At 33.7% G+C, this 24,621-nt stretch carries 29 protein-coding genes; 19 read left to right on the forward strand and 10 right to left on the reverse strand.

Going from position 1 to position 24,621, the window contains the following annotated elements; genetic code table 11:
* The first annotated feature begins 21 nt into the window (after positions 1 to 21).
* The 5 genes from coaA (at position 22) to FC72_RS08630 (ending at position 5,669) form a co-directional block, all read left to right on the forward strand.
* The gene (gene coaA, locus FC72_RS08610; RefSeq protein WP_057766808.1) at positions 22 to 948 is read left to right on the forward strand and encodes a type I pantothenate kinase; all 927 of its coding nucleotides are present in this window, start codon (positions 22 to 24) and stop codon (positions 946 to 948) included.
* A 65-nt stretch (positions 949 to 1,013) separates the two neighbouring features.
* Entirely contained in the window at positions 1,014 to 2,564 is a 1,551-nt protein-coding gene (gene guaA, locus FC72_RS08615) for a glutamine-hydrolyzing GMP synthase (protein ID WP_057766810.1), read from the forward strand.
* A 285-nt stretch (positions 2,565 to 2,849) separates the two neighbouring features.
* Positions 2,850 to 3,371 carry a GrpB family protein gene (locus tag FC72_RS08620; RefSeq protein ID WP_057766812.1) on the forward strand — a complete coding sequence of 174 codons (522 nt, stop codon included), beginning with the start codon at positions 2,850 to 2,852 and terminating at the stop codon, positions 3,369 to 3,371.
* Between the two features lie 76 nt (positions 3,372 to 3,447).
* A complete protein-coding gene (locus FC72_RS08625; RefSeq protein ID WP_057766814.1) occupies positions 3,448 to 4,341 on the forward strand; it encodes a YitT family protein in 894 nt (297 codons plus the stop codon).
* A 131-nt stretch (positions 4,342 to 4,472) separates the two neighbouring features.
* Positions 4,473 to 5,669: a DUF6287 domain-containing protein gene (locus FC72_RS08630; protein ID WP_057766815.1), complete on the forward strand. Its 1,197-nt coding sequence runs from the start codon at positions 4,473 to 4,475 to the stop codon at positions 5,667 to 5,669.
* A 143-nt stretch (positions 5,670 to 5,812) separates the two neighbouring features.
* Here FC72_RS08630 and FC72_RS08635 read toward each other — a convergent pair whose 3' ends face one another.
* The 3 genes from FC72_RS08635 to FC72_RS08645 form a co-directional block, all read right to left on the reverse strand.
* Positions 5,813 to 6,115, reverse strand: coding sequence for a bacteriocin immunity family protein (locus FC72_RS08635; RefSeq protein WP_057766818.1), 303 nt, complete (start codon positions 6,113 to 6,115; stop codon positions 5,813 to 5,815).
* A gap of 150 nt (positions 6,116 to 6,265) precedes the next feature.
* Positions 6,266 to 7,264: a lipid II:glycine glycyltransferase FemX gene (locus FC72_RS08640; protein WP_057766820.1), complete on the reverse strand. Its 999-nt coding sequence runs from the start codon at positions 7,262 to 7,264 to the stop codon at positions 6,266 to 6,268.
* Positions 7,264 to 8,493 (reverse strand): carboxylate--amine ligase, encoded by a 1,230-nt coding sequence (locus tag FC72_RS08645; RefSeq protein WP_057766822.1) that lies wholly within the window; start codon positions 8,491 to 8,493, stop codon positions 7,264 to 7,266. The genes FC72_RS08640 and FC72_RS08645 overlap by 1 nt, the downstream gene beginning before the upstream one ends.
* Before the next feature lie 290 nt (positions 8,494 to 8,783).
* On the opposite strand from FC72_RS08645, the gene FC72_RS08650 reads away from it, so the two are divergent.
* Both FC72_RS08650 and FC72_RS08655 read left to right on the forward strand, forming a co-directional pair.
* Positions 8,784 to 9,389 carry an SLAP domain-containing protein gene (locus FC72_RS08650; RefSeq protein ID WP_057766824.1) on the forward strand — a complete coding sequence of 202 codons (606 nt, stop codon included), beginning with the start codon at positions 8,784 to 8,786 and terminating at the stop codon, positions 9,387 to 9,389.
* 23 nt (positions 9,390 to 9,412) lie between these two features.
* Positions 9,413 to 10,402 carry an Lreu_0056 family protein gene (locus FC72_RS08655; RefSeq protein ID WP_057766826.1) on the forward strand — a complete coding sequence of 330 codons (990 nt, stop codon included), beginning with the start codon at positions 9,413 to 9,415 and terminating at the stop codon, positions 10,400 to 10,402.
* 199 nt (positions 10,403 to 10,601) lie between these two features.
* Here FC72_RS08655 and FC72_RS08660 read toward each other — a convergent pair whose 3' ends face one another.
* Positions 10,602 to 11,684, reverse strand: coding sequence for a CAP domain-containing protein (locus FC72_RS08660; RefSeq protein WP_057766828.1), 1,083 nt, complete (start codon positions 11,682 to 11,684; stop codon positions 10,602 to 10,604).
* Between the two features lie 529 nt (positions 11,685 to 12,213).
* Between FC72_RS08660 and FC72_RS08665 the strand changes: the two genes are divergently transcribed.
* The gene (locus FC72_RS08665) at positions 12,214 to 12,438 is read left to right on the forward strand and encodes a hypothetical protein (protein WP_057766830.1); all 225 of its coding nucleotides are present in this window, start codon (positions 12,214 to 12,216) and stop codon (positions 12,436 to 12,438) included.
* On the opposite strand, the gene FC72_RS08670 is transcribed toward FC72_RS08665, so the two are convergent.
* Positions 12,433 to 12,744 carry a helix-turn-helix domain-containing protein gene (locus FC72_RS08670; protein ID WP_057766832.1) on the reverse strand — a complete coding sequence of 104 codons (312 nt, stop codon included), beginning with the start codon at positions 12,742 to 12,744 and terminating at the stop codon, positions 12,433 to 12,435. The genes FC72_RS08665 and FC72_RS08670 overlap by 6 nt on opposite strands.
* Before the next feature lie 281 nt (positions 12,745 to 13,025).
* Between FC72_RS08670 and FC72_RS08675 the strand changes: the two genes are divergently transcribed.
* Both FC72_RS08675 and FC72_RS08680 read left to right on the forward strand, forming a co-directional pair.
* Positions 13,026 to 13,577, forward strand: coding sequence for an SLAP domain-containing protein (locus FC72_RS08675; RefSeq protein WP_057766834.1), 552 nt, complete (start codon positions 13,026 to 13,028; stop codon positions 13,575 to 13,577).
* A gap of 169 nt (positions 13,578 to 13,746) precedes the next feature.
* Complete coding sequence (locus tag FC72_RS08680) at positions 13,747 to 14,640, forward strand: hypothetical protein (RefSeq protein WP_057766836.1); 894 nt, start codon at positions 13,747 to 13,749, stop codon at positions 14,638 to 14,640.
* Positions 14,641 to 14,651: 11 nt separating this feature from the next.
* On the opposite strand, the gene FC72_RS08685 is transcribed toward FC72_RS08680, so the two are convergent.
* The gene (locus FC72_RS08685) at positions 14,652 to 15,590 is read right to left on the reverse strand and encodes a helix-turn-helix transcriptional regulator (RefSeq protein ID WP_057766838.1); all 939 of its coding nucleotides are present in this window, start codon (positions 15,588 to 15,590) and stop codon (positions 14,652 to 14,654) included.
* A 154-nt stretch (positions 15,591 to 15,744) separates the two neighbouring features.
* On the opposite strand from FC72_RS08685, the gene FC72_RS08690 reads away from it, so the two are divergent.
* The 4 genes from FC72_RS08690 to FC72_RS08705 all read left to right on the forward strand — a co-directional run bounded on the left by FC72_RS08690 (position 15,745) and on the right by FC72_RS08705 (position 18,403).
* The gene (locus tag FC72_RS08690) at positions 15,745 to 16,197 is read left to right on the forward strand and encodes a LytTR family DNA-binding domain-containing protein (RefSeq protein WP_057766840.1); all 453 of its coding nucleotides are present in this window, start codon (positions 15,745 to 15,747) and stop codon (positions 16,195 to 16,197) included.
* 2 nt (positions 16,198 to 16,199) lie between these two features.
* Positions 16,200 to 16,952, forward strand: coding sequence for a LiaF transmembrane domain-containing protein (locus tag FC72_RS08695; RefSeq protein WP_057766842.1), 753 nt, complete (start codon positions 16,200 to 16,202; stop codon positions 16,950 to 16,952).
* A gap of 19 nt (positions 16,953 to 16,971) precedes the next feature.
* Positions 16,972 to 17,502, forward strand: coding sequence for a GNAT family N-acetyltransferase (locus tag FC72_RS08700; RefSeq protein WP_057766844.1), 531 nt, complete (start codon positions 16,972 to 16,974; stop codon positions 17,500 to 17,502).
* Between the two features lie 244 nt (positions 17,503 to 17,746).
* Positions 17,747 to 18,403: a GNAT family N-acetyltransferase gene (locus FC72_RS08705; protein WP_083480793.1), complete on the forward strand. Its 657-nt coding sequence runs from the start codon at positions 17,747 to 17,749 to the stop codon at positions 18,401 to 18,403.
* 53 nt (positions 18,404 to 18,456) lie between these two features.
* Here the strand turns inward: FC72_RS08705 and FC72_RS08710 are convergent, their stop codons facing one another.
* Positions 18,457 to 18,915, reverse strand: coding sequence for a nitroreductase family protein (locus FC72_RS08710; protein WP_057766846.1), 459 nt, complete (start codon positions 18,913 to 18,915; stop codon positions 18,457 to 18,459).
* 133 nt (positions 18,916 to 19,048) lie between these two features.
* Here FC72_RS08710 and FC72_RS08715 point away from each other — a divergent pair, with 133 nt between their 5' ends.
* From FC72_RS08715 to FC72_RS08730, 4 genes are all read left to right on the forward strand, one after another.
* Positions 19,049 to 20,089 (forward strand): zinc-dependent alcohol dehydrogenase family protein, encoded by a 1,041-nt coding sequence (locus FC72_RS08715; RefSeq protein ID WP_057766847.1) that lies wholly within the window; start codon positions 19,049 to 19,051, stop codon positions 20,087 to 20,089.
* A gap of 180 nt (positions 20,090 to 20,269) precedes the next feature.
* The gene (locus FC72_RS08720) at positions 20,270 to 21,265 is read left to right on the forward strand and encodes a LytTR family transcriptional regulator DNA-binding domain-containing protein (protein WP_057766849.1); all 996 of its coding nucleotides are present in this window, start codon (positions 20,270 to 20,272) and stop codon (positions 21,263 to 21,265) included.
* Positions 21,266 to 21,377: 112 nt separating this feature from the next.
* Entirely contained in the window at positions 21,378 to 22,232 is an 855-nt protein-coding gene (locus tag FC72_RS08725; RefSeq protein WP_057766851.1) for an ABC transporter ATP-binding protein, read from the forward strand.
* The gene (locus FC72_RS08730; RefSeq protein ID WP_057766852.1) at positions 22,229 to 22,951 is read left to right on the forward strand and encodes an ABC transporter permease; all 723 of its coding nucleotides are present in this window, start codon (positions 22,229 to 22,231) and stop codon (positions 22,949 to 22,951) included. The genes FC72_RS08725 and FC72_RS08730 overlap by 4 nt, the downstream gene beginning before the upstream one ends.
* Positions 22,952 to 23,092: 141 nt before the next feature.
* On the opposite strand, the gene FC72_RS08735 is transcribed toward FC72_RS08730, so the two are convergent.
* The 3 genes from FC72_RS08735 to FC72_RS08745 all read right to left on the reverse strand — a co-directional run bounded on the left by FC72_RS08735 (position 23,093) and on the right by FC72_RS08745 (position 24,027).
* A complete protein-coding gene (locus FC72_RS08735) occupies positions 23,093 to 23,377 on the reverse strand; it encodes a hypothetical protein (RefSeq protein WP_057766855.1) in 285 nt (94 codons plus the stop codon).
* Between the two features lie 76 nt (positions 23,378 to 23,453).
* A complete protein-coding gene (locus FC72_RS08740; RefSeq protein WP_057766857.1) occupies positions 23,454 to 23,801 on the reverse strand; it encodes a hypothetical protein in 348 nt (115 codons plus the stop codon).
* Positions 23,791 to 24,027, reverse strand: a complete 237-nt coding sequence (locus tag FC72_RS08745; protein ID WP_057766858.1) for a helix-turn-helix transcriptional regulator — start codon at positions 24,025 to 24,027, stop codon at positions 23,791 to 23,793. The genes FC72_RS08740 and FC72_RS08745 overlap by 11 nt, the downstream gene beginning before the upstream one ends.
* A gap of 137 nt (positions 24,028 to 24,164) precedes the next feature.
* Here FC72_RS08745 and FC72_RS08750 point away from each other — a divergent pair, with 137 nt between their 5' ends.
* Positions 24,165 to 24,401 carry a cytochrome b5 domain-containing protein gene (locus FC72_RS08750; RefSeq protein WP_057766860.1) on the forward strand — a complete coding sequence of 79 codons (237 nt, stop codon included), beginning with the start codon at positions 24,165 to 24,167 and terminating at the stop codon, positions 24,399 to 24,401.
* Positions 24,402 to 24,621: the final 220 nt, after the last annotated feature.

The raw sequence follows: 24,621 nt of genomic DNA on the forward strand, positions 1-24,621 counted from the left end.
GGATAAGTAGGTTCATAAATTATGAAAGAGTTATCGAACTATAACGAATTCTCCCGTGAAGAATGGAAGCACTTCCATGGTGAATATAATAAACAGGCTATCACTAACAGTGAATTACGCAAGATCAAGTCTTTAGATGATGAGATCTCAATTGAAGACGTTAGGTCAGTTTATGCTCCAGTTCGCCACTTGCTTCATATATATTTGAAGAATTATCGTAAATTAACTAAGCTAAAGAATGACTTTTTGGATCATCCAAATAAAAAAGTTCCCTTCATTATAGGTGTATCTGGTTCTGTTGCGGTCGGTAAGAGTACCACAGCAAGATTATTGAAGATCATGCTTGAAAGAGCCTATCCTCAATACACCGTTGCTCAGATGACGACTGACGGCTTTTTATATCCAAGTAAAGTGTTGAAAGAAAAAGGTTTAATGGATAAAAAGGGATTTCCACAAACATATGACATGCCTAAGCTCTTAAAATTCTTGAGTGATGTCAAAACACAAACCGGTCCCATTCGTTATCCACTTTATTCTCACAACATTTATGATATTATCCCTAACAAATTTGAAGAGATAAATAATCCAGATATTTTGATCGTTGAAGGTATTAATGCCTTACAATTGACAGAGAATACTAGAATTTTCATGAGTGACTTTTTTGACTTCTCTATTTATATAGATGCTGATGTTAAAAATATTGAGAAGTGGTTCTTGGATCGTTTTGAAACTTTGCTCAGTTTAGCCAGAAATGATCCTAATAGTTACTATTATCAATTTACACAACTTCCTGAAAAAGAGTCGTTACAAATGGCAAAAGATGTTTGGCAAAATATTAATTATCCAAACCTTTTAAACTATATTCGACCCACTAAAACGCGTGCTGACTTGATATTGCATAAATCAGATGATCACCAGATCGATAAAATTTATTTACGTAAATATTAGGAAAAAGTGACATGGTGTAGTATTTTAGTTACAATAATATAAATCAAACTAGGGGGAAATTGGATTTGAACAAACAATGGCCAGATGCAGATAGCATCATTGTTTTGGATTACGGTAGTCAATACAACCAATTGATTACTCGTCGAATCAGAGATATTGGCATATATTCTGAATTGCTTCCAAACACAATTACTGCTGCTGAAATTAAAGAAATTAATCCAAAAGGTATTATTTTATCAGGTGGACCAAACTCCGTTTATGATAAAGAAGCCTTTTCTATTGACCAAGATATCTACAAACTAGGCATTCCTATGCTTGGTATTTGTTATGGTATGCAATTAATGGCTTACAACTTAGGTGGTAAGGTAGAATCTGCTGACAACCGTGAATACGGAAAAGCTGATATTGAAGTAACTGAAAAGGATGCAGCTCTTTTCAAAGATTTACCAAGCAAACAATCTGTTTGGATGAGTCATGGTGACTTAGTTCGTGAAGCACCAACAGGCTTCAAAGTTACTGCTACAAGTAAAAATGCACCTATTTCATCAATTGCTGATGACGAACGTAAAATGTACGGTGTGCAATTCCATACAGAAGTTAGAAATACTGAATACGGTATGGATATCTTAAAGCACTTTGCTTTTGATATTTGTGGCGCCGAAGCTAACTGGACAATGGATGACTTCATTAACCAACAAATCGAAAAGATTCGTGCTGAAGTTGGTGACAAGAAGGTTCTTTTAGGACTTTCTGGTGGTGTTGATTCATCTGTTGTTGGTGTTTTGTTGCATAAAGCAATCGGTACACAACTAACAAGTATCTTCGTTGACCACGGTCTATTGCGTAAAGGCGAAGCTGACCAAGTTATGGAAAGTCTAGAAGGTAAGTTTGGATTGAACATCATTAAAGTTGATGCTCAAAAACGCTTCTTGGACAAATTGGCCGGAGTATCTGACCCTGAAAAGAAACGCAAGATCATTGGTAACGAATTTATCCAAGTGTTTGATGAAGAAGCTACCAAGTTGCACGGCATTGACTTCCTAGCTCAAGGTACATTGTATACTGACGTTATCGAAAGTGGTACAGGTACTGCTCAAACAATCAAGTCTCATCATAATGTTGGTGGACTTCCAGAAGACATGCAATTTAAGTTGATCGAGCCATTAAGAACATTGTTCAAAGATGAAACTCGTGAATTAGGCGAAAAACTAGGTATGCCTCATGATCTAGTTTGGCGCCAACCATTCCCAGGCCCAGGTCTTGGAATTCGTGTTATCGGTGAAGTTACCGAAGAAAAACTTAAAATTGTTCGTGACTCAGATTATATCTTGCGTGACGAAATCAAAAAAGCCGGCCTAGATAAAGAAATCTGGCAATACTTTACAGTATTACCAGGCTTTAGAAGTGTTGGTGTTATGGGTGACGGTAGAACATACGATTATACGATCGGAATTCGTGCCGTTACATCAATTGATGGTATGACAGCTGACTTCGCTAAGATCGATTGGGATGTACTTCAAAAGATCTCAGTAAGAATCGTAAACGAAGTAGATCATGTCAATCGTGTAGTGTATGACACTACTTCTAAGCCACCAGCAACTATTGAGTGGGAATAAGTATCAAAAAATTTAAAATGGGAATGCCGATTTAACGGTGTTTTAGGGCACCTAAACTAGTCTAAAGTGATATGTTTGTCTACTTTTAGTCTACTTAATTGGAATAGTTCCCAGCCAAAACCCAGCCAAATTTGACTAAAAAAATAAAGCTCTGACAGTTGATGTCAGAGCTTTATTAATCTAATCAAATATTTTAACAACTTATAGGTATTAACAAACATAAAAAACAATTTTGAATTACTACCTTGCGATATACTTTACTATCCAAATAAAGGAGTGAGAGAAATGCAACACATTAAGGTAGTCCCTTATGATTCCACTTGGCCTAAAAAATTCCAACAAGAGGCTCAAAAAGTTTCCGATATTGTTCAAACTAATCAAATAGCAATCATCCATATTGGTAGCACTTCTGTGCCCAATTTGTCGGCTAAACCAATTATTGATATTTTGTTAATTGTTAATGATATTGCTTTACTAGATCAACAACAAACGCAATTTGAACAACTAGGGTATGAATATTTAGGCGAATTTGGATTACCCGGTAGACGTTATTTGCGCAAGGGTGGGGATAATCGGACTCATCAAATACATGCCTATCAATACGACAATATTAGTGAAATCCAAAGACATATTTGTTTTCGAAACTATTTGAGAAAACATAGAGATGTCGCATTGCAATATGGCGAATTGAAAACTAAGTTAGCTTCTAAATATCCAGAAAGTATTGATGATTACGGTGATGGCAAAGAATCATTTGTAAAAAAATATGAGGCGTTAGCTCTTAAAGAACATTGGCAAAACCAGTAACTCTTGCTCTTTATTGTAATTAAAATATACTGGTATTAGCTGCAATATTAATTAGACTTGGAGGGGGACAAAAAATATGAATCTAAAATGGTGGACCAAATCAAACACAGTAGAACTACTAATGATCACCATAGGCTGTGCTATCTACGCCTTTAGTTTGGACATGATTTCTGTCCCTAACGGTCTAGCTGATGGTGGTCTAAGTGGGGTCACTTTGATTATCCGTTACTTCTTTAATATCAATCTTGGTGTGAGTACTCTAGTACTGAATATTCCTCTGATATTGATTGGTTTTCGTTATTTAGGCAAACGCATTATGCTCTACACGCTTTATGGGGCTGTTTGCTTGTCATTATTCTTAATGTTTTGGTCTCATCAAAACATCATTGGTCCGTTGCCATTCAAGCATGACTTATTATTATCCTCACTTGCTGCTGGTGTATTGTCTGGGTTTGGTATTGGACTTGTCTTCCGTTATAACGGTACGACTGGTGGTAGTGATATTATCGCACGTGTTGGTCAAATGAAATTTGGTATGTCCTCTGGTAAGGGAATCTTGATAATAGATTATTTAGTATTGTTCTTATCACTTTCATATTTGGACTTTTACCACATAATGTATTCGTTGATTGTAAGCTATGTTCTGGCAAAGATGATCGACTTAGTTCAAGAGGGTCCTAACCGCGCCAAAGCTTTGTTTATCATCTCTGATAAACATCAAGAAATTGCTAAATTAATTGATGTGAAACTCGAACGTGGGCTGACTTTTCTAAATGCTGAAGGTGGATATAAAAATGATGAGAAGAAAATCATTTATCTTATGATTCAGCCTCGTGAAGTTCCTCAAGTAAAGAAATTGATAAAATCTGTTGATTCCAAGGCTTTTGTTACGGTACTTGATGCTCATGAAGTATTTGGCGAAGGTTTTAGCTATCAACGAAAGAGATATCATGTCGGCTCCAATAAATAATAAAGATCACCTAGTCCAATTTTGGATTAGGTGATTTTTTGTAATACGGATACAAAGAGTTTACATAAAATTTACTGTAAATATATATAAAATCGTTACCCTAAAGTTATTCAGTATAAAGGGGTACAGATATGAAAAGGAGCTTTAGTGTTGTAACGGTTATTTTAACTTTTATTATTTTGTTATCTGGTTGTAAGTCACAATCTCAATCAAAAACAAATCCTTATGATTCCAAAGTAACGTCAGTAAATAAAACCGCAGAAAAAATCAAATCTGAACATGACATATCAAAAAAGGTATCATCTTTGAAAGATTTTGAGGATGATTATCAAAAATATCAACATACTAAAAAGCCTTATAAACAAGTAAATTCAGCATATCATCACCAAATAAAGACTATTAAAAGTTCCATTCAAGATAGTAATAAATCAACTATAAAGTCAGCCTCTGTTTCCAAGTCAAAAGAAGAAACTCAAGCCTCTTTGGAAAAGAAAATCTCAAATTTAAATGATCTTAAAAAAGAAGTGGAAGCTGAAAAAGAGATAGTTTATACATCCCCAGATTTTGAAAATTTAAATAAAGATATCGATAAGCAGATAGAAAAAAATAAGGCAGGAATAACATCTGCCATCTTATCAACCACTTCTTCTAAAAAATACATCGATGCATACAATCAGTTCTCCATGCAAAATAATCCTAAAGGAGAATCGAGAGGTAGCACACCTCGAGCCAAAGGATTCTATGAAACAGTTGGTTTGAGTGAGAAAGATTACTTCGCAATCTATACAGGTATATTTGATTATTATGGAAATGCAGTTGAACAAGGATTGATCACTAAAGTACAGTCTGACGATGCATTCCAAGAAGCACAAAGTAAACTTTTAGCAGGGAAATACGCTACTAAATCAACCGTTATTCATAATATGAATTTTTATCAAATTGAGAACGGCGATTATTCTGGTCTTATAGGATCTTGGAAAGAAGTTTCTGAAGGTGGAAGTATGCATGATGGTCAAGGTGTTCGCGAGTTGCCATTGACTGGTCAAAAGTTAAATATTACCAAATATAAAATCAATGATAGTCAAGTTTCAATGACTCAAAAAGATGGTGGAATAACATACTTTACTGACCAAAATGGATCAGAACCAGCTACCTTTGATGAGTCAGATTCTTTGAGTGTAGAGGCAACAATTGGGTCACAAATTTATATGATCGAATTTTATCCTAAGGGAGTACCAATGGCTGAAGAGAAGGATAATTCTAATAAAGAGCGTATTATGATTCATTCTAGTAATGATAGTTATTATGAAATATTTGAGAGAGCGTAACAAAGCACGTTCAGCTTTCGAGCATTAAGGCAAACGACTCCACCAATCCGATTTTGGATTGATGGAGTCGTTTGTTTTAAGTGGAAAAAGCTGTGGGTTGTTTCGCGTTTAAGCTGCAAGTTTGAGGGATAATAATAGGCTCCCTACATCTCACTCAAATCCAACAAATTATTCTTAGGATCATGATACATAATAGCAGCTGAACCCATATCCCTTAATTCACGCCAAGATTTCTCTTGTTGTGGTGTAAAAGTAAGTTTATAGGTAATACGAAGGTAGTTCATCGCACTAGCAGCACGTGCTGTTAAATCACTAACATCAGCACCTTCTTCAAGACGTTTATAGGCTTTCAACAAAGGCTTTTTCAAACGATTATCATTAGCAGAATTATATAAGTCTTTGATCAAAGATTTTGCTTTTTCTAGTTGGTCCATTGTGTCAGTCATTTCATTACACCCTTCTAAAATTTATTCATTAATAAAATCCCTTACAAATATATTATAACCCTCGATATTTTTGCCAACTTGGCGAAACGACAAGTTTAAAACCACAAAAAAAGACCATTTGAGTAAAATCTCAAATGATCTTTTTAAATACTATTTGTTAAGGAATTTATCGTAGCCTGCCTTATCTAAAACATAGTCGATTTCACCGATATATTCTAGATATTTACTATCTTTGAAGAATCCATGCTTGAACTTGTATAGTCCATCGCTGACATCGAATCCAAAGATTCCACCAAAGTCATAACGCTTCTTACCATCAGCAATAGCATGTTCGATCATAGCCCATTGTAGAAGATGAGGTGCCATGTAGTTACGATGAGTATTTAAACTACCACCGTACATATACCAAGCTTTGTCACCATATTCAAAACAAATTGATCCGGCAATTACTTCACCATCAACATAGGCAAGGTAGATACGCATCATATTTTTACCAGTGAATGCTTCAACCATACGATCAAAATATGCTTTAGGACGATATGTAATGTCATGACGGTCACTCATTACTTTATAAGTTTCATAGAACTTGTCCATAAAGTCTTGTGTGTCACCACTTTCGATAGTAACACCCTTACGTTTAGCCAAACGAATGTTATAACGTGTCTTTGAATGGAATGTCATGATGACATCTTCAGGTTTGGCATTTTCAATGTTCAAGACAAAGTTAAAACGAGGTTGAATAGTACTATGTGCTTCACTTAATGGAAGATTTCTATTTCTCATAGTATATCCATGTTCGATCAACTTCTTGTTTAGTTCTTCGTTGAATGGAACTTCAGGGTCAACTCGTAATAAGAAGCAGTTTCTTTCTTCTAAAGCGGGGATTGCTTCTTTAACTAATGCATCTAAAGTGTCAACGTCAAAGTCATCGCCAACATATCCTTTAGAACAATATGCTAATCCGTTGATAGTTAAAACTGACATAGCAGCTGTAGGGTTGTCGATATCGCCTAGATAAACGTAAAATCCGTCCCAGTTATTTTTAACATGTCCCCATTCAAGAGTTTGAGTAACTGAAGTAAAATCAGCATTTTTGATGTAATCTTGGTATTTCGTTATTTCTGGATCATTCTTTGTAAGTACAGGCATTATAGGTTCTCCTTATTTGTAAAATATGTTTGATATCTTTGCCAATATTGGTGGTAATACTTGTATAGTCGCCAATTACGTTTGATCGATTTATCTTGAGAATTGTAGAGAGTATAAGAATATTTCTTTTCTTTGATCAGCTTTTGAACTTTAGCTTTGATCTTCTCATCTTCGATATATTTCACAGCCAATTTCTTAGGAACACCCAGCCATAAGTGATCAGCTTTAGCATCGACTGTCTTTGTAAATGGTTCTTTCAAAGCTAAGTCTTTAACGACTTCGGCAAAAATATTGTAACCACTAGCAGTTGTGAAGTAACTGGAACGTCCTGGACGAACGTTAACGTCAAAAGCTTTAAATTCTTCGTCTCTAGCGTCATATTTCAAATCAAAATTAACAAAACCATGGAATTTGATAGTTTCTAGGAAATTCTTTATTTGCTTGTAAAGTTTTTCGTTGTAATCATTTATGATAGCAACATAGTTTCCTATTAAATTAGGAGTAACATCTTCCAAAACGGGGTGGCCTAAAACCATCATACGCACTTGTCCATTGTGGTCAACGTAGGCGTTAACTGTACGCATATGACTGTCATCACCAGGAATAAATTCTTGTAAGATCATTGTGTCCGAATATCCGGATTGATAAATCTTATCGATCGTTGAGGCAAGTTCTTCGGCATCATCAATAATAAAGGCCTTTTTCTTACCATCGAAATGTATTCCTAAATATTCAGTTGTATTAGCTGGTTTCAAAGCAACTGGGAAATCGAATTTAGAAATGAAGTCCTTGTGATTTTCAACAGTAATACGTTGTGTTCCTGGAATAGGAAGGCCAGTATCTTCAGCTAATTTATAGAACTTATCTTTATGAGTTAGTGAAGTTAGTAGTTCTTGGTCAATGAAAGGAACGTCAAAAAGACCCTCAAGTTTAGACTTGTTACGAATAACTTGTTCAGCGTATTGATCGCTGGCAGCAATTATAATCAAGTGTTGATAGGCTTTCTTTAGTTCTTGACCAATTTTAGTAATTTCTTTAACGAATTCTTCATCGTCTGAAAAATCCCTAACAATTACGTTTACGATTTTTGAGTCGCGAGTCATGATTAAATTTCCACGGCCAAAACAAGTTGGTTTAATGTGAAAAGCTTCATGCAACGAACGTGCAATACCGTATGCGTTGTTGTCGGTCCCCAAAATTATCGGCATAAAAGTTTCCGTTTTTACCATCGTGCATCCCCTAATTATTATTTCATCAATTTGTAGTTTGAATAAATGAACTCAAATGAATCCTCATTTTTAAATGGTATCACAGAAACCATTAATGGAGGTAATAAAATTCCGACTTTCCGAATCATGTCCTTTTAAAATCATAGAAAAGATGTTGACTACTAAATATTAAATAAAATCTTAGATTAAATAAACTAATTGTAATTCAAAAAATGATGTTTAACCGGTTTATTAAAAGATGTATACTTGACTCGTTATTTAATGTAGGAAAAAATAGGGAGATTAGTATAATGAAATTTAGATCAAAATCAGTAGTATTTTTAGCTGCTTTATCTATGGCCACAACCGGGGTATTGGCAACTAATCAAACAAAGGCAAGTGCTGCAAGTGTTGCAACAGTTAACTCTGGAGTAATTGCTAGACTATATAATTCAGATGGTGCATTGATAACTAATCGTGCATTGTCAGCAAACACACCTTGGATCGTTGGTTCAATAGTTACTATTAATGGAGAAACAATGTATCAAGTTTCAACAGACGAATATCTTCGCTCCGCAGATTCATCATTGTCAGGTCAAGATACTTCAAATCAAACAACTCCAACTCAAACAACAGATAGTAACAGAGTAGCTACAGCTAACTTTCCAATAAGACTTTATCGTGATGATACAAATAGCTTGTCAGATCGTTCACTAGCTAAAGGTTCATCATGGCAAATTGGCAAGTTTATCAGAAATAAGAATAATCAAGAATTCATTCAAGTTTCAACTCATGAATACGCTGATGCATCAAAGTTTTCATATAAAGAAGTTATTAGAAACCCAACGTATATTCCAGACTTTGGTACAAACTCAAACTTTATGATTATTAAAAAAGGTAACGGGGATATTGGATAAAAGACTATTTTAAGGGGAAAATCATGCAAAATAGGAAATTAAAATTAACGACTGTGCTATTGATGGGTACGCTTATTTTGGCGGGATGTACTAGTGAAACGCCTAATATAAGTAAAAGTAATGGTCATAAAACAACTACTTCAAAGGTAAGTAATAATCATCATAAATCGACTACAAATGATAATAAGTCGGATTCTCTTTGGAACAATGACAAGGATAATAAATTGGAGTCCTTCATTAACCAATGGGCACCAACAATGAAGCAGTCATATAAAAAATACGACGGCCATCATTCATTAAAAACTTCAGTAGGAACGATTTATCCTGATGATTTATCAAAAGTAACAGTCGCTGATTCTAATGCTTCAATTGGTTGGAGTAAAGATGGTGAAGGTAGTGACTCATATAATGTTGTCGCTATTTACAACTACGACGGCACGGAGCCCCCATTGCCAAACCACATCACATACTTCTTTGCCTTTCATGATGGACAACCAATTGTCCTAGTTGATCAAAGTCGTGATGGAACACCTAATTTATCTGAAACGCAAAATAATGATGTAAGATCTGCCTTTTCTAATATTGTTGCCGGTAAGAGTGCTGGTACTACAAATAATAGTAGTAATCAGGCAACGACAAGTAAAAAAGCTAGTTCAAGTCAAATGACTACTGATCCTAATATGATTGGACTCATGCTTCGTGAGATGCGTGGATCCTATGATGGCAATGGTGGACAGGCTAAAATGGAAGAATATCTAAGTGTATCCTTAGAGGACGGAATGTATCGAATTGGTACAGGAACTTTAGCATCTGAAACTCCATACAAGATTAATGGAAATACAGTTACTTACTATACTAAAGACTTCAGTCATGGTGATACGGATGCTGATGCGCCATTAGTCCCACATGATATAAGTTTGAAAGATTTGGAAAGTAAGTATTATTCTACTGATGCTCAAAGACAAAATATTCAAGATGTAGCAAGTCAAATGCCAGCTGTTTCAGGAGAATAAAAAAGCTTATAAGTTTTTGTTTTGATTTTAAATTAAATAATAATCAAAGTGGTATTAAAGAGATCTTAAATATGCAGCGTAAACATGCGACAAAGCATAACTTTTTCCGCTTAAAATAGAATACCCCAACAATCCTTTCAGATTGCTGGGGTATTCTACTTTAATGCTCGAAAGTTGACCATGCTTTGTTGCACTCTCTTTAAATTGAATCTTTAGAAACAAACTTAGTATTAGGATTTGAGCCTGTGTAATTATACAAAGCGTCAAATTGACTATATGAATCGTAATCCCAATCAGCATCAAAAGCCGCAGCGTTACCACTGATACCTAAACCAACACTAGGACCGGAGTAAATTAAAGCAGCACGGTGGCCGTAATGTCCGGCTTGTCCGCTACCAGTTAGGTTGTTGCCTTCATCATACCATTGTGATAGTAGGTAATAGGCAGCGTCTTTATCGGATTTAACGTCAGCCCACTTTAGCATGAAGTCAAATCCAGCAGTAGATAGGTTTTCAGAAGTCGATCTGGAAGCAGATGAATGGTCAAGTGTGCTACCAACTTGTTGTTCAGCACGTTGTTGAGCATAGTTCATCATATCTGATGTTACGTGAACAGGTGCTGTGCCATTTGCTTTATGTAATGCATTTAGATATTTTTCAAAGTAATTATTGATATTGGCGAGATTTGGTTTGTATGTATTAACTTCTTCACCAGTATCAGGATCAATATTTTTATTAACATCAGTAAGGTGGCGTACTTCTACTCTAGGAAGAAGTCCCGCATCACCATGAGTTTGGTAATTGTACAAAGTCATGAATTGGTGGGGTGAGATTTGATAGTATGTTCTACCGGTACTGAATTCAAAAACTACCCTTGAAACTAACCAGTCAGAATATTGTTCAAGATGTCCGTTAACGGATCCATCACGATCGTCAATTGTCTCTGCATCAGGTTGCTCAACTAAGATGTCAACTTTTCCTCGATCGTTATTGTTACCAGTTAAGCTAGCCACATCAGTTGATAGTAAAAATTCATTTGTTGAGACTTGATAGTATGTACGCCCATCTACTTGATTGGTTCTACCAACGCGCCAAGGTGTATTAGCAGCAAGTCCTCTATTTTTTACCAAAATACCCTCTTTTGTGTATAGACGTGTAGTGGGTACGTCCTTTGTTGTAGCGACCATTGCCGCTTCAGCATCCTTACTTAAAACGGAACTAGTAGCAAAAGCTGCTAGAGCAAGTCCTGAGACAGTTAGTGACTTCAGAAATAATGATTTCATAAAATAATCTCCTCAAAATCTTTCTAAGTTTTTATAAAATAACATATACGATTAATATGATATTACATTAATGCCTTTAATCAACACTTTTTATTGTGTAATTATATTTATCCTAAATAGATGAATTGTTTTTATAAAAACTTCGATGGAGCTATTTCTTGTCACTATTTTAACCTGATAATATACTGACAGTTGAGAGAAGAATTCTCTTGCGATTACTTAGAAACTTGATTTCAGAACGTCAACTCACCTTTCCCTTACCATGAGTTGGCGTTTTAATTTATATTTTTTATAATAAATTCAATATATATATTCTTTGTACAATATTGAGCAAGAACATATACTCATGGTGAGAGAGGTGTGTACTCTCTCACAGATATACATACGTTTCTTTGATGTTTCCCTGATTGCCGACCCCAACTTCCCGAGGGTCGGTATTTTTTCATCAAAAACTGATACGACATATTATGTCTCTCATTTATGCTAAAGTATCTCCGTAAATAATGCTGTGTATGAGGGAGGATACTTAATGGGAGTAACGGATGATTTTCCTGATAATTTAAAAAAATTACAGGATCTTAAATTTTTAATTTATGAATCAAGTAAAAATAGAATTGATTTTCATGATTTTGGGATTTTGACTATGGAGCTTCAAGATCAATCAATTAAATTGGATGAAGAATTTAAGAAATTAAAAAACGACCATACAATTGAGGAAATTGCACAGTCGATCGTTCAAAAATATAATCTATAAATCTTTGATTCTCATAATTAGTTTTGACAGTTCGCGACGTTTATCTTCAGAAATGGAAGATAGGTAATTGATTAATTCTAAAGTGTCTGGATCTTGTAAATTTTTGTTTAGGAAGAAATCTCCTAGTTGTAAACCGAGAGCTTGAGCAATGTCATTTAGCTTTTGCATCTTGATGTTGTCCAGCTTTCCGCGTTCAATTATGGAAATCAAACTAGGGGATGATCCAGATTTTTCGGCTAACTGTTCGATAGTCAAATTTAGAGCTTTTCTTCGTTTTCGAATGGTTTTGCCGATTTCTTCAAGCATGAATTTTCTCCGATCTTGTAATATTTGAGGTACTAATATATATCTACTATTTTGACTATTTTTTTATTCTAAGCAAGTGATTTACTGATAAAATGTCAAAAAAACTTTAAAAAGAATAATTTCCAAATATCTTAATAATAAAGTAAAAACGGAGCCAATTAACGGTTTATTAGATTCGAGTATTTTTATTGAAATAAGAAAATTGCAGTTGATAATATGCTATTGCATATATATAATTAAAATGATTTATACATATAATTACACTATAAGGGGATATAGTAATGAATAAGAAAACATTGGGAAGTTTGTTTGTAGCTGGGATGGCAGCTATTACGGTAGGGATTTTTAGTAATTCAACAGACGTATCAGCATCAGGTGTGGCAACAACATTTGATCACATTACACGTATGTATAACAGAGATGGTGATTTGATCACTAACCGTGCTTTAGGTGCTAACACTCCATGGCAAGTAGGAATTTTCGCTACTATTAACGGAGAAAAGATGTATCAAGTTTCAACTAATGAATTTGTTAAGGCTTCAGAAACAACTTATGAGGGTCCAGTTGTTAAGAGTGTTACAGAAGATGATATACGAAACACTAATTGGATAAATGCTGATACTAAGTATCATTTCTATAGTGATTATATGAGTATTTCCGGTAAAAATATTAGTCAAGTTGGGCTTTACAGTATTTCATCCATAAAGGGAAATCAAATTACAATTGTATTTAATAGTAGTGATTCAAATGGATGGATTCAAACATTTACTTATGACGGTAATTCATTAACATCCAATTCTACAAACATGGTTCTATATAAAGCTGATTATTAAAAATAAATAATATCTTCCAATTGTTATTATTAAGAACAAATACAACCAACAATAGAACTGTTTTGTAAGTTTTGGATGCGGTTTAGTTTGATTGTTTTTTCAAACTTTATCAAAAGTCGTACTGTGTTAAACAGTGCGATTTTTTAGTTAAAAAATAGAGGGGATTTTTATGAAGAAAAAAGGGATATTTCTAGTTGCCATTATGGCATTTTTATTAGTAGTTACGGGGTGCGCCAATCAAAGTAAGCAAAGTTCTCCAACAAATAAAGTGGAAACAGAGTTGTATAACAAGCTTTCAAAAAGTAGTCGTGATGATGTTCAATTTACTTTTAAACGTCAAGAAGGAACTATCAAGGGACAAGGTAGTATTGATCTAACTATTAACAATCAATCAAACAAAAATGTGAAATTTGATTTAGGAGATTTTGTATATCTCGGTGCAGATAGCTTGGAATCGAGTAAATCAGGTATAAAAACTGTCAAAGCAGATAAGGAAATTACAATTAAAAGTATTTTCAAAAATATAGATGAGACAATTTTTAGTGATCCGGGATTATTCTGTTATAAAAATGATTCATTTAAGTTGGCTTACTTAGACAGAAAAACTTCCAAATCAAATAATTTAAGTGATTCAGAATTTAAGAAAAAATACCGTCATTTCATGGCTCATAAAGATGACGTGACAACTAATTCTGACAGTTCTAGTGTCGATGATAATTCTGATAATGCGTCAAATGATAATGATAATTCAACTACGACAAATGACGATGATAAAGCAGATGCTTCAGTAGATTCTAGTAATGATGATAAATCTAATAGTGGAAATGCTATTAATAGTGGAGAAGAGGCTAAGGCTCTCGTTGAATCTCAACAAGGTCCGGCTGATGAAAGTCAGTATTATACATATATGGAAGGAATGTGGGATACAAGTAATGGAAAGGCTTATTGGGTAGTCTTATTCCAACATAATCCTGATTCTGAACTACCAATGCGTATGGGAGCTTGGACAGTATATCCAGATGGAACTGTATTGTCAGGACAACCTACAGATATAGATAAGTAGGTTTAATACAATTAATAATATTCCAGAGTTTTTCGTAACTCACTTTTAACTGCTTCAATCAAAGAAACAGGAGATTTAACTCTAACCCTAGTTCCTTGTCCCATGATCCACATAATCAATCCTTGAGTATAGGCGGTCCCTTCGATAAGGACCTCGTTGTCAAATTCCTTTATGACTTTAGAATTGGGGAAATGGTCAAGAGCAGTTTGAGGGAATCCAGAATAATAGATTTGGAAATTATCTTGTTTACCATCACTGATTAAGTAAGTATTATTTATTTCATTACCATCGTCTTTTTTCACGTTCCATGGTAAAGGAATCTTCTTATTATGCAGCGGGACAATCGACTGAAACCTATCCATTCGGTGAATCTGGATTTGATTTAATTGTTCATTATAAGTGGTGACGTAAAAATAAAAATTGTCGAAATAAATACTTAATGGTAACTCAATACCAGTTTTGATTTTTTGAGAACTGTTAAGATAAGTAAATTCGATTGCAGTATGAGTATCAATATATTCAGAAAATTTTTTGATCCTTGGTAAGAGATCATAATTTGATTTAACTGGTACATATTTAGATGCAGTACTGTTAATAAGTCTTTTTGCTAGATGAGAATCTTCTTTAGACAGTTTGCCAAGTAATTGTTTGGTCAGTTGATTCAATTCAGTTTTGCCAAAAGCACGAATACCGATAATAACTTTGAGAAGTGCTAAAACTTCTTCAAGGGGAATATCGGTTTCTTTTTTTATATAGTAAGTTTTAGTTTTAAGGTCGTGAATATATGTCAGTTTGAGATCAATTTCAGCGATGGATTCTCTGATATCTCGTAAATATCGTTGAATAGTCTTGGCAGAACAATTATATCGTTGCATTTCATCATCCATAGACAATTTATCGCCGTTCAGCATACGGGTAAACATTTCAACTACATTTTTACTTGCGTTCATACGATCTTCCTTAATTTAAGTTCTATTATGATATTAGTATAGGATATATTATATTTTTTGACCGCTTATTCTTCAAAAATGACCACTTAGACAAATAGTCTATGCAGAAAAATTTTTATGTGGTGTAATACTTTTAGCGAAAGGGTTGTTGGATGTGAAAATAAGGGTAGATGTTTCGTCTGATTATACGGATAAAGAAATTATCATAAAAGCTCCAAAAGAAGACGAAGAATTAGAGGAGTTAGTTAAAGAGATTGAAAAAATTAAAAATGAATTCAGTCAAATCAACGGTTATATTGATGAGACCGTTTATTCATTGAACCTGAAAGAAATTTTATTCTTTGAAACTAATGATCGTAACGTCTATGCCCACACAGTTAAACAATCTTTTTTGATCCATTATCGATTATATGAACTTGAAGATAAATTACCGGATAATTTTTTGAGGGTATCTAAGTCATCTATCTTAAATTTAGATGAAATATTATCTTTATCAAGATCGGTAACGGGAAATTTAGTTCAATTCAAAGATACCTATAAGACGATTTATGTATCGAGAAGATTTTTGAAGGAATTAAAAAATAGATTAAATCAAAGGAAGTTTTAAAGATGAGAAATAGAAATGGAATATTTTGGGGCATATTTATGCTTTTGAGTGCAGGTATTTTAATTGCTAGTCAGATGCACTTAATAACTTATGCTTTTAGCTTTTGGACAGTAGTAATGACGATTTTCTTAGTTGCTATTTTGATCAAGAGTTTGGTCAATTATGTAATTCCCGGGACAGTTTTTTCTTTAGCATTTTTGGCAATTTTATACGCTAAACCTTTAGGAATAATGGCAATTGTTCCTTGGACTGTACTTGGTGCAGCATTATTGATCTCAATCGGCTTGTCGTTTATATTTCATCCATTCATAGCTAAGCATCGTTTTCGTAGTATGAGATATTATCATCACGGTAATAATTGGCATAATCCTAGAATGCACGCACGTTTTGACCATAATATCGATGTGGAAACAGTAGATCAACCAGATGTAAATGTCAGTGTTCGTATGGGTAGTAGCGTTAGATATGTAACTTCAGATGATTTTAAAGAAGCTAATATTGATGTTTCCATGGGTAATGCTAAAGTTTATTTTGAAAATGTCACGGTTCAAGATACCGCAACGATCAATGTCAACATTTCACTTGGTGGAGTAGATTTATATGTACCTAAGAATTGGAATATCGTCAAGGCAATCGACGACAATAGTATGAGTGGTTGGTCAGAAGAGGGTAATCCTGAAATTACCGAAGACAGTCCGACCGTTACGATCCATGGATATACTTCACTATCGGGATTGAAGATAGCATACATTTAATATTAATTAGGGATGCAAAATGGAAATTAGACAAGCTACAATTAAAGACACTAAAGCAATTTTAAAAATTTATACTCCGTATGTTTTGAATACAGCTATAACTTTTGATGATAAAGTTCCTTCTGAAAAGGATTTTCAAAATCAAATAGTGGATATTTTGAAAGACTATCCGTATTTAGTTGCTGAAAAAGATGGAAAGATAATTGGATATACCTACGCTCATTATTATTCACAACGAGCAGCATATAAATGGACGGCAGAGGTCAGTATTTATGTAGATGAAAATGCTAGAGGACTTGGTGTCGGTCATAAATTATATTCAGCTTTAGAGAAAATCTTGATTCAACAAAATGTAGTCAACTTAGGTGCCTGTGTTACGGCTGATAATAGTGGCAGTGTGTCTTTTCATGAGAAACTAGGTTATAAAACAAGTGGAATTCTAAAGCATTTTGGTTACAAATTAGGAAAGTGGCATGACATTATCTGGATGCAAAAGAAGATCGGCGATACTTTTGAACCAGGTGAATTTATTCCATATGAAAAACTGTAGTTGACGATAAATATTTAGCATGATAAATTTAAAGTAACGAAAGAAGGAATGACTTGATGACAGTATCTATGTAAGGACAAAGTTTAGAGCGTAAGCAGGATCACCTGCTTATTTAACTAGCTCAAACTGCCTTGCAGAAGATATTGGCGGAATAGTTCCTTCGATATACTCCTTGGTGCAGTTTGATACTGCACTTTTTTTGTATTCTAAAAGGCGTTTGGCAAAAATATAGGAGAATACAACATTGAAAAAAATTAATTTAAAAAATATTGAATTTAGACAAGAACAACCTAAAGATTATCGTGAAACTGAGACATTGGTACGAGATGCATTTTGGAATCAATTTCAGCCAGGTTGCGTTGAACATTATTTAATGCATATCATGCGTGATGCGGACGTATTTATACCAGAATTAGATATCGTCGCAGTTTATGAAGGTAAAATTATCGGACAGATAGCATATTTGGAAAATAATATCGTAGATGATAATGATGTTAAGCATCCAGTAGTTGGGATCGGACCAATTTGTGTGGCAACAGAATATGAAGGTAACGGTATTGGTGGCGCATTGATCAACTACACTAAAAAAATCGCCACAAAAATGGGATATCCTGCCGTATTGCTACAAGGAGATCCTGATTATTACTCATTAAAGGGATTTGAACCTTCAAAGAAATACGGAATTCGTACTTTTGATAATAAGTTCGCCGCAGCACAACAGATTTCCGTACTTTCAGAATTCGACTTTACAGGAAGATATGTTGAATCAGAAGTTTATCAAGTGGATATGAATGCAGTAGAAGAGTTTGATAAAACTTTCCCAACAAAAGAAAAAATGACTGGTATTAGATCTCAAAATAAAATATTAAAGATAATAAAAATGGTGGAAGATTATAAATAAGTAGAAAAGTCGTTACGAGAGAAATTCTCGTAACGGCTTTTTTGGTCTTTAGACTATTTAACTATATTAGTTTTAATGCGGTCATCTGAAATATTTTTAGGGGTAAACTCTTCACTAGTTTGACCAACTGTTAATGCAAATATTGCACTAAATCCATCCGGTAAGACGCTGGCTGGAATCAAGTTGATGCTACCCATATTGTAATTAGCACCAAGTCCTTGATCTTCAGCTGCTAATTCCATATTGTGCACAATGGCGCCAGCTGAAACATATTCAGATTTAGTTGGATTTTGAGTTGAGACAACGATTAATGTTGGTGCATTATAAATACCATTTATTTGTGAGAGTATTTGTTGATCCTGAATAACGGTTAACCGATAATCGTCGTAACTTCCTAATGAAACAGGTGCAGCATTTGCGGCTAATAAAATTTGATGCAATTGCTTGTCCGTCAATTGACCAGAATATTTACGAATCGCTTTACGTGAATGAATCATCTTTAAAGTTTCCATACTTAAACACTCCTTTTTGGTACACCTCTATTTTAGACTAATTTATAATAAAATAAATCATAAGACCAATACATGAATATTTTTGTGATTTATTGGTATTATTAATACGTTTACAAAGAGGGAGTTAGTTTATATGAAAGCAACAGTATTTATTGAACCTGGAAAAGTTGAAGTTCAAAATGTAGAAAAACCTAAAATTGAGAAACCAACTGATGCAATAATTCACGTTTTGCGTGCTTGTGTTTGTGGTTCAGATTTATGGTGGTTTAGAGGGATTTCAGATCGTGCTAAAAACTCTTTAGTTGGTCATGAGGCCATTGGTATAGTTGATGAAGTTGGTTCAGAAGTTACTGATGTTAAAAAAGGTGATTTTGTAATTGCACCATTTACACATGGTTGTGGTCATTGTGCTGCTTGTTTAGCAGGTTTTGATGGTGATTGTATGAATAAAGAAGAGGGCGGAAACATCGGTTATCAAGGTGAATACCTAAGATTCACTAATGCTAACTGGGCTTTGGTAAAAATACCTGGTTCGCCTAAAGATTATTCCGATGAAACAATCAATTCACTTTTAACGTTATCTGATGTTATGGCAACTGGCTATCACGCCGCAGCAACCGCTGAAGTAAAAGATGGTGATACAGTTGTTGTCATGGGGGATGGTGCAGTTGGATTATGCGGTGTTATTGCTGCAAAACTTCGTGGTGCTAAACGTATCATTGCTATGAGTCGTCATGAAGATAGACAAAAATTAGCGTTGGAATTTGGTGCTACTGATATCATTGCTGAACGTGGTGATGAAGCCGTTGAAAAAGTTATGAGTTTAACAAATGGTAATGGAGCTGATGCTGTTCTTGAATGTGTCGGAACTGAACAATCAGTTGATACAGCTGTTAAAGTTGGTCGCCCCGGTGCGGTAGTTGGCCGTGTGGGAATTCCTCAAAAGCCAGAAATGAACACTAATAATTTGTTCTTTAAGAATATTGGATTACGTGGTGGTATTGCTTCTGTAACTACATATGATAGAGAAGTTTTATTAGATGCTGTTTTAAAAGGTAAAATAAATCCTGGAAAAGTATTTACTAAACGTTTTGATTTAGATGATATTCAAAAAGGCTATGAAGCAATGGATAAACGTGAAGCTATTAAGTCACTGATTATTGTTAGTGAGTAGAGTTTAATGACATATTGCTAGAGATTGTTACTTGAAGTTATTTCTTGTAACAATCTTTTTTTGTTTAAACCGCTAAAATGCTTTTTTGAAGGATATGTTATTATTGAATATAATTTTTAATTAAAAATATAAGTTAGTCCAAGGAAGAATCTCATACTTCAGAAAGTGAGTAACTATATAATGTCAATAATTTCATTGGATAAAGTAACAAAAAAGAATAACGGTGATTACGACTTAAAAAATATCACTCTGAATATTGATACTGGATCAAAGATTGGAATTAAAATGCCTCCTACTATTACAAAAACGCTTTTTGGCATAATAAAGGGAACGCTTCCCATCTCGAGTGGAATCATAAATAGAGAAGTCAATTCTATAGTGTATGAACTTAATGACGATGGACTATATGGTTCGTATTCCGTTAAAAAATATCTAAAACTATTTCAAAAAATTTTTAACTCTAGTGTAAATATTCCTGATAATCTTCAAGAATTTTCACTAGAAGATGTTGAAAATACAAAAATAAAAGAATTATCCAATGACCAGAAAAAACGGGTAAGCTTGTTTCGTATGTTTATTTCGTCTTCAGATTTAATACTTATCGAAAGTCCCTTAACTAATTTAACAGATGAAGGAATTGAGCTATATTTAAAAGCTGTTGATTTTGTTAGAAAATCGGGTACAACTATTCTGTTCACTTCATATTACATGGAAGAATTATTATTATTAAGCGATGAAGTTTATCGTTATAATGATCATACTGGACTTGAGAAAACCGACATTATTAATGAACCTAGTACAGTTTCTAATGATAATAAAATGGATAAATTTCAACCACAAAAAAATCTTAAAATTGCCTGTAAACTGGCAGATAAAACAATTTTTTTCAATCCAGATGAAATTGACTTCATAGAAAGTATAAATTCTGTAAGTAATATACGTATCGGTGATGAATATTATCCCTCATTGTTAACTATGAATGAATTGGAACAAAAGTTAGAAAATTTTGGTTTCTATCGCTGTCATCGTTCTTATTTGGTAAATTTACAGCGTATTTCTGAACTTATAAGCTATTCGAGAAATAGCTATACTCTAATTCTAAAAGGACCTACAAAGGAAAAATTACCGTTATCCAGAGCAAAAATGGAAACTTTACGAAAATTAATTGGAGCATAACGATTGAATAACGCACAACTCAGACATTGTCTGATACAGTTGGGCGTTTTTTTAATACATTTATTTAATTATCTTATAACATAAATCTCGCAACAACGAAAAGGAGAAAATGATGACTCAATTGGATACGATCAGCGTTAAGCATCTATCGAAGCAATTTAAAAATCAAACTGCTTTAAAAGATATAAGTTTTAATATTCAGCCTGGAGAGATTTTTGGCTTTTTAGGACCATCTGGTGCAGGAAAAACTACCACTATAAAAATTCTCACGGGGCAAATGCATCCTAGTGATGGAGTTGCCTCTGTACTGGGGGTTCCTACTGAAAAAATAAATGAGCATATTTATGAACAAGTGGGTATTGTTACTCATAACAGTGGGCTGTACGACAAATTATCCGTATATAAAAACTTGGAAATATTTACTAAAATATTAAACGTTAAAAAATCTAAGATCGAAGAAATACTTAAACGAGTCGGATTATTTAAGGATAGAAAAAAGATTGCCGGAAAATTATCACAAGGTATGCGCCAAAGATTGATTTTGGCACGAGCTGTAATACATAATCCAAAAGTACTTTTTTTGGACGAACCAACAAGTGGCCTAGATCCAAGTACTCAAGTAGAAATTCACAGACTAATTAAGTCTTTAAGGGATAACGGTACTGCAGTGTTTTTAACAACCCATAACATGGAAGAAGCGGAAAAATTGTGCGACCATTTAGCTTTATTAAACAATGGAAAGATTGTTGAGGCTGGTACTCCTAGAGAAATACGATTAAATCACAATAAGAAAAAACGTTACAAAATTCTACTTAAAGACGGCAAAGAATTTATCTTGTCACAATCTGAAGAAACAACTCAAAAAATAAATTGGTGGATGACTGATAATGAGCTAGTAACCATTCATTCATGTGAACCGACACTAGAAACAGTATTCTTAGAAGTTACTGGGAGGAAATTAATTTGAACTTGTCAATAAGAAAAATAAATGCTATTTTACAACTAAAACTACAATCAATTATCACAAACCTATCAATTATGGTTGCTCCACTACTTGCTATCGGTTTTGTGCTAATAATGAAAATGTCCATGCCTAAAGCCGTTATGACGGGGGCATTTTTACTAAGTTTTGGGGCTTTGTTTAATTCAATCATGGGCGGTATCATGATGGGAAGTTATCCTCTTGCTGAAGAGAAGGAAAAGAATACGTTAAGAGTACTAATGACATCATCTGTTAATGGTGCTGAATTCATAATTGGTAGTATTATTCCGTCAATATTAATGATAATTTTAGTTAATATTATTTTAGTTCCTATAGCTGGAATAGCTATGAATAAGGTTAATTGGCCTATTTATATTATTTATACTACTTTAAGTGGGTTTATTAGTATAATGATCGGATATATTGTTGGTATATATTCGAAAAATCAGATGCAAGCTGGAAATATTAGTATGCCCATACTTCTAATATTCACTATGACTCCTATGTTCCAAATGATTAATAAAACCATAGCCAACATTGCATCGTTTACATATTCTGGAACAATTATAAACTTTATAAATGATATGATTACAAAAAAATATTCGCCTAGTTTTAAAGATATAACAGTACTTACAATATGGACTGTTTTAAGCGTCTTAATATTTATTTACGCCTATACTAAACACGGCCTAGACTCTGAATAAGTATTATTAGAGAACGTTTATAAAATGTTTTTCATCAATTGAAGAATATACTAATTAGTGACAATACATTCAATCAAATTGCTAATACATATTAAAAAAGAAGACGAGTTCAGTTTTTTTACTGAATTTGTCTTCTTTTATTTATGATTTCATATTAATTGAATCGGCGCTTTCTAACATTTGATAAGTTGCTTCAAATGTCGGACAAACGTCACCTGGGATTGCGTAATTTTGTGTGGTTTCACGAAGTTGATCAAAATCATCGTCTAAGTTTTGACCATTTTTAGCTGCTTCTTTGATGTTAAGATATTCTTCTCTAACAGCGAATACTTCAGGATGATTTTTACCATGCGCAATTGTAATTGCTTTAGTAAATAAATCTAATTTCTCTTCGTGTTCATTTAAATAATCTTTAACTGCAGTCATCTATAAAACCTCTTTTCATTTGATAACTTCAGTTTAAAGTAAGCGCTTATTTTTTAACTTGATCTGAATCAATTTTTTAATTTAAATCTCTGTAATGTTTGAAAAGTAAATATATCCCTCCAACTAGAAATACTAACGAGTACTTTAATAATAAGAAAATTTGCCACATAAAGTCATGTGGTAAAACTATATCTAAAATTACGAATGCAATGAACATGTAAGCAGTCGCATACATAGTAATTTTTGAAGTGCGTTCATCACCGGTGCTAAAAAGATTCCAACCGTTAAAAAGGTAGTATCCTCTGAAAATAACTATGCAACTGATAACGAATAATACAAAGCTTCCTCCAACTAACTGGTTCCAATTTCCAGTAGATTCACCAGCCCAAAGATGTAGTCCTGTGAATAGATTATTACTGATCATTATTTTTTCCTTCCTCGTATTGAAAAATTTCGGTCAGTGGAACTTTAAAAAAATCTGAAATTCTAAATGCTAATAAAAGAGTAGGGACATAATTTCCTTTTTCCATAACAAATATTGTTTGTTTTGAGACACCAACTTTGTCTGCCAATTCTTGTTGTGACATTCTAGCCAGCACACGATGCTCGTAAACAGTATTTGAGATGTTATCACCAAAGTCTTTTTTCATATATCTCACCTCGAAAATATAGTAACGTATGATTTTAAAAAAGTAAAGTAAACTTATACACAGCAAATAACTGTTTATAGACTGATAAATATGTAATAATGAAATTAAGAAAGACTATTGTATGGGAGGAAAGCATTATGGCAGATAAAGAATTTACATTGGAAGAGTTGAAAAAGTATGATGGACAAAATGGCAATAAAGCATATGTTGCAATTGATGGTGTTGTTTACGACATGACGGATGTAAAACCTTGGGCAGGTGGTAAACATCATGGAAATACTGCAGGTAATGATTTATCTGACATTATCATTCATGCTCCACATAAAAAATCAGTGTTACCTAAATTGCCAGTTGTTGGGAAGTTAGTTAAATAATCTAAAGATATGCTTTGAAAGTTGTAATATAGATGCCTCTAGGATCAAGAAAATTAGACCGCTATGGGACCGACCCGAGCCTTGGTCTCGGGGTCTCGATTTTGAACTTCGCAAAGTACGCGAATTTCAAAAGTCGCCCTGTGCTGTAAGGCCGTAAGTTCACGACCTAACATCACTCTTATTTGTTATTTCATGAAAAAGTAACCAGACTTGAGGAAGA

Origin of the sequence: Companilactobacillus tucceti DSM 20183, from assembly GCF_001434665.1 — a bacterium.
Classification (GTDB): Bacteria; Bacillota; Bacilli; order Lactobacillales; family Lactobacillaceae; genus Companilactobacillus; species Companilactobacillus tucceti.

Coding starts and splice junctions, on each gene's coding strand:
- FC72_RS08720 (WP_057766849.1), top strand. CDS start 20,270: ATGTCAATAATTTCATTGGATAAAGTAACAAAAAAGAATAACGGTGAT.
- FC72_RS08715 (WP_057766847.1), top strand. CDS start 19,049: ATGAAAGCAACAGTATTTATTGAACCTGGAAAAGTTGAAGTTCAAAAT.
- FC72_RS08635 (WP_057766818.1), bottom strand. CDS start 6,115: ATGACTGACACAATGGACCAACTAGAAAAAGCAAAATCTTTGATCAAA.
- FC72_RS08675 (WP_057766834.1), top strand. CDS start 13,026: ATGAATAAGAAAACATTGGGAAGTTTGTTTGTAGCTGGGATGGCAGCT.
- FC72_RS08695 (WP_057766842.1), top strand. CDS start 16,200: ATGAGAAATAGAAATGGAATATTTTGGGGCATATTTATGCTTTTGAGT.
- FC72_RS08740 (WP_057766857.1), bottom strand. CDS start 23,801: ATGATCAGTAATAATCTATTCACAGGACTACATCTTTGGGCTGGTGAA.
- FC72_RS08650 (WP_057766824.1), top strand. CDS start 8,784: ATGAAATTTAGATCAAAATCAGTAGTATTTTTAGCTGCTTTATCTATG.
- FC72_RS08750 (WP_057766860.1), top strand. CDS start 24,165: ATGGCAGATAAAGAATTTACATTGGAAGAGTTGAAAAAGTATGATGGA.
- FC72_RS08685 (WP_057766838.1), bottom strand. CDS start 15,590: ATGAACGCAAGTAAAAATGTAGTTGAAATGTTTACCCGTATGCTGAAC.
- FC72_RS08700 (WP_057766844.1), top strand. CDS start 16,972: ATGGAAATTAGACAAGCTACAATTAAAGACACTAAAGCAATTTTAAAA.
- FC72_RS08625 (WP_057766814.1), top strand. CDS start 3,448: ATGAATCTAAAATGGTGGACCAAATCAAACACAGTAGAACTACTAATG.
- FC72_RS08665 (WP_057766830.1), top strand. CDS start 12,214: ATGGGAGTAACGGATGATTTTCCTGATAATTTAAAAAAATTACAGGAT.
- FC72_RS08660 (WP_057766828.1), bottom strand. CDS start 11,684: ATGAAATCATTATTTCTGAAGTCACTAACTGTCTCAGGACTTGCTCTA.
- FC72_RS08735 (WP_057766855.1), bottom strand. CDS start 23,377: ATGACTGCAGTTAAAGATTATTTAAATGAACACGAAGAGAAATTAGAT.
- FC72_RS08725 (WP_057766851.1), top strand. CDS start 21,378: ATGACTCAATTGGATACGATCAGCGTTAAGCATCTATCGAAGCAATTT.
- FC72_RS08640 (WP_057766820.1), bottom strand. CDS start 7,264: ATGCCTGTACTTACAAAGAATGATCCAGAAATAACGAAATACCAAGAT.
- FC72_RS08630 (WP_057766815.1), top strand. CDS start 4,473: ATGAAAAGGAGCTTTAGTGTTGTAACGGTTATTTTAACTTTTATTATT.
- FC72_RS08680 (WP_057766836.1), top strand. CDS start 13,747: ATGAAGAAAAAAGGGATATTTCTAGTTGCCATTATGGCATTTTTATTA.
- FC72_RS08745 (WP_057766858.1), bottom strand. CDS start 24,027: ATGAAAAAAGACTTTGGTGATAACATCTCAAATACTGTTTACGAGCAT.
- FC72_RS08645 (WP_057766822.1), bottom strand. CDS start 8,493: ATGGTAAAAACGGAAACTTTTATGCCGATAATTTTGGGGACCGACAAC.
- FC72_RS08670 (WP_057766832.1), bottom strand. CDS start 12,744: ATGCTTGAAGAAATCGGCAAAACCATTCGAAAACGAAGAAAAGCTCTA.
- FC72_RS08710 (WP_057766846.1), bottom strand. CDS start 18,915: ATGGAAACTTTAAAGATGATTCATTCACGTAAAGCGATTCGTAAATAT.
- coaA (WP_057766808.1), top strand. CDS start 22: ATGAAAGAGTTATCGAACTATAACGAATTCTCCCGTGAAGAATGGAAG.
- FC72_RS08655 (WP_057766826.1), top strand. CDS start 9,413: ATGCAAAATAGGAAATTAAAATTAACGACTGTGCTATTGATGGGTACG.
- FC72_RS08620 (WP_057766812.1), top strand. CDS start 2,850: ATGCAACACATTAAGGTAGTCCCTTATGATTCCACTTGGCCTAAAAAA.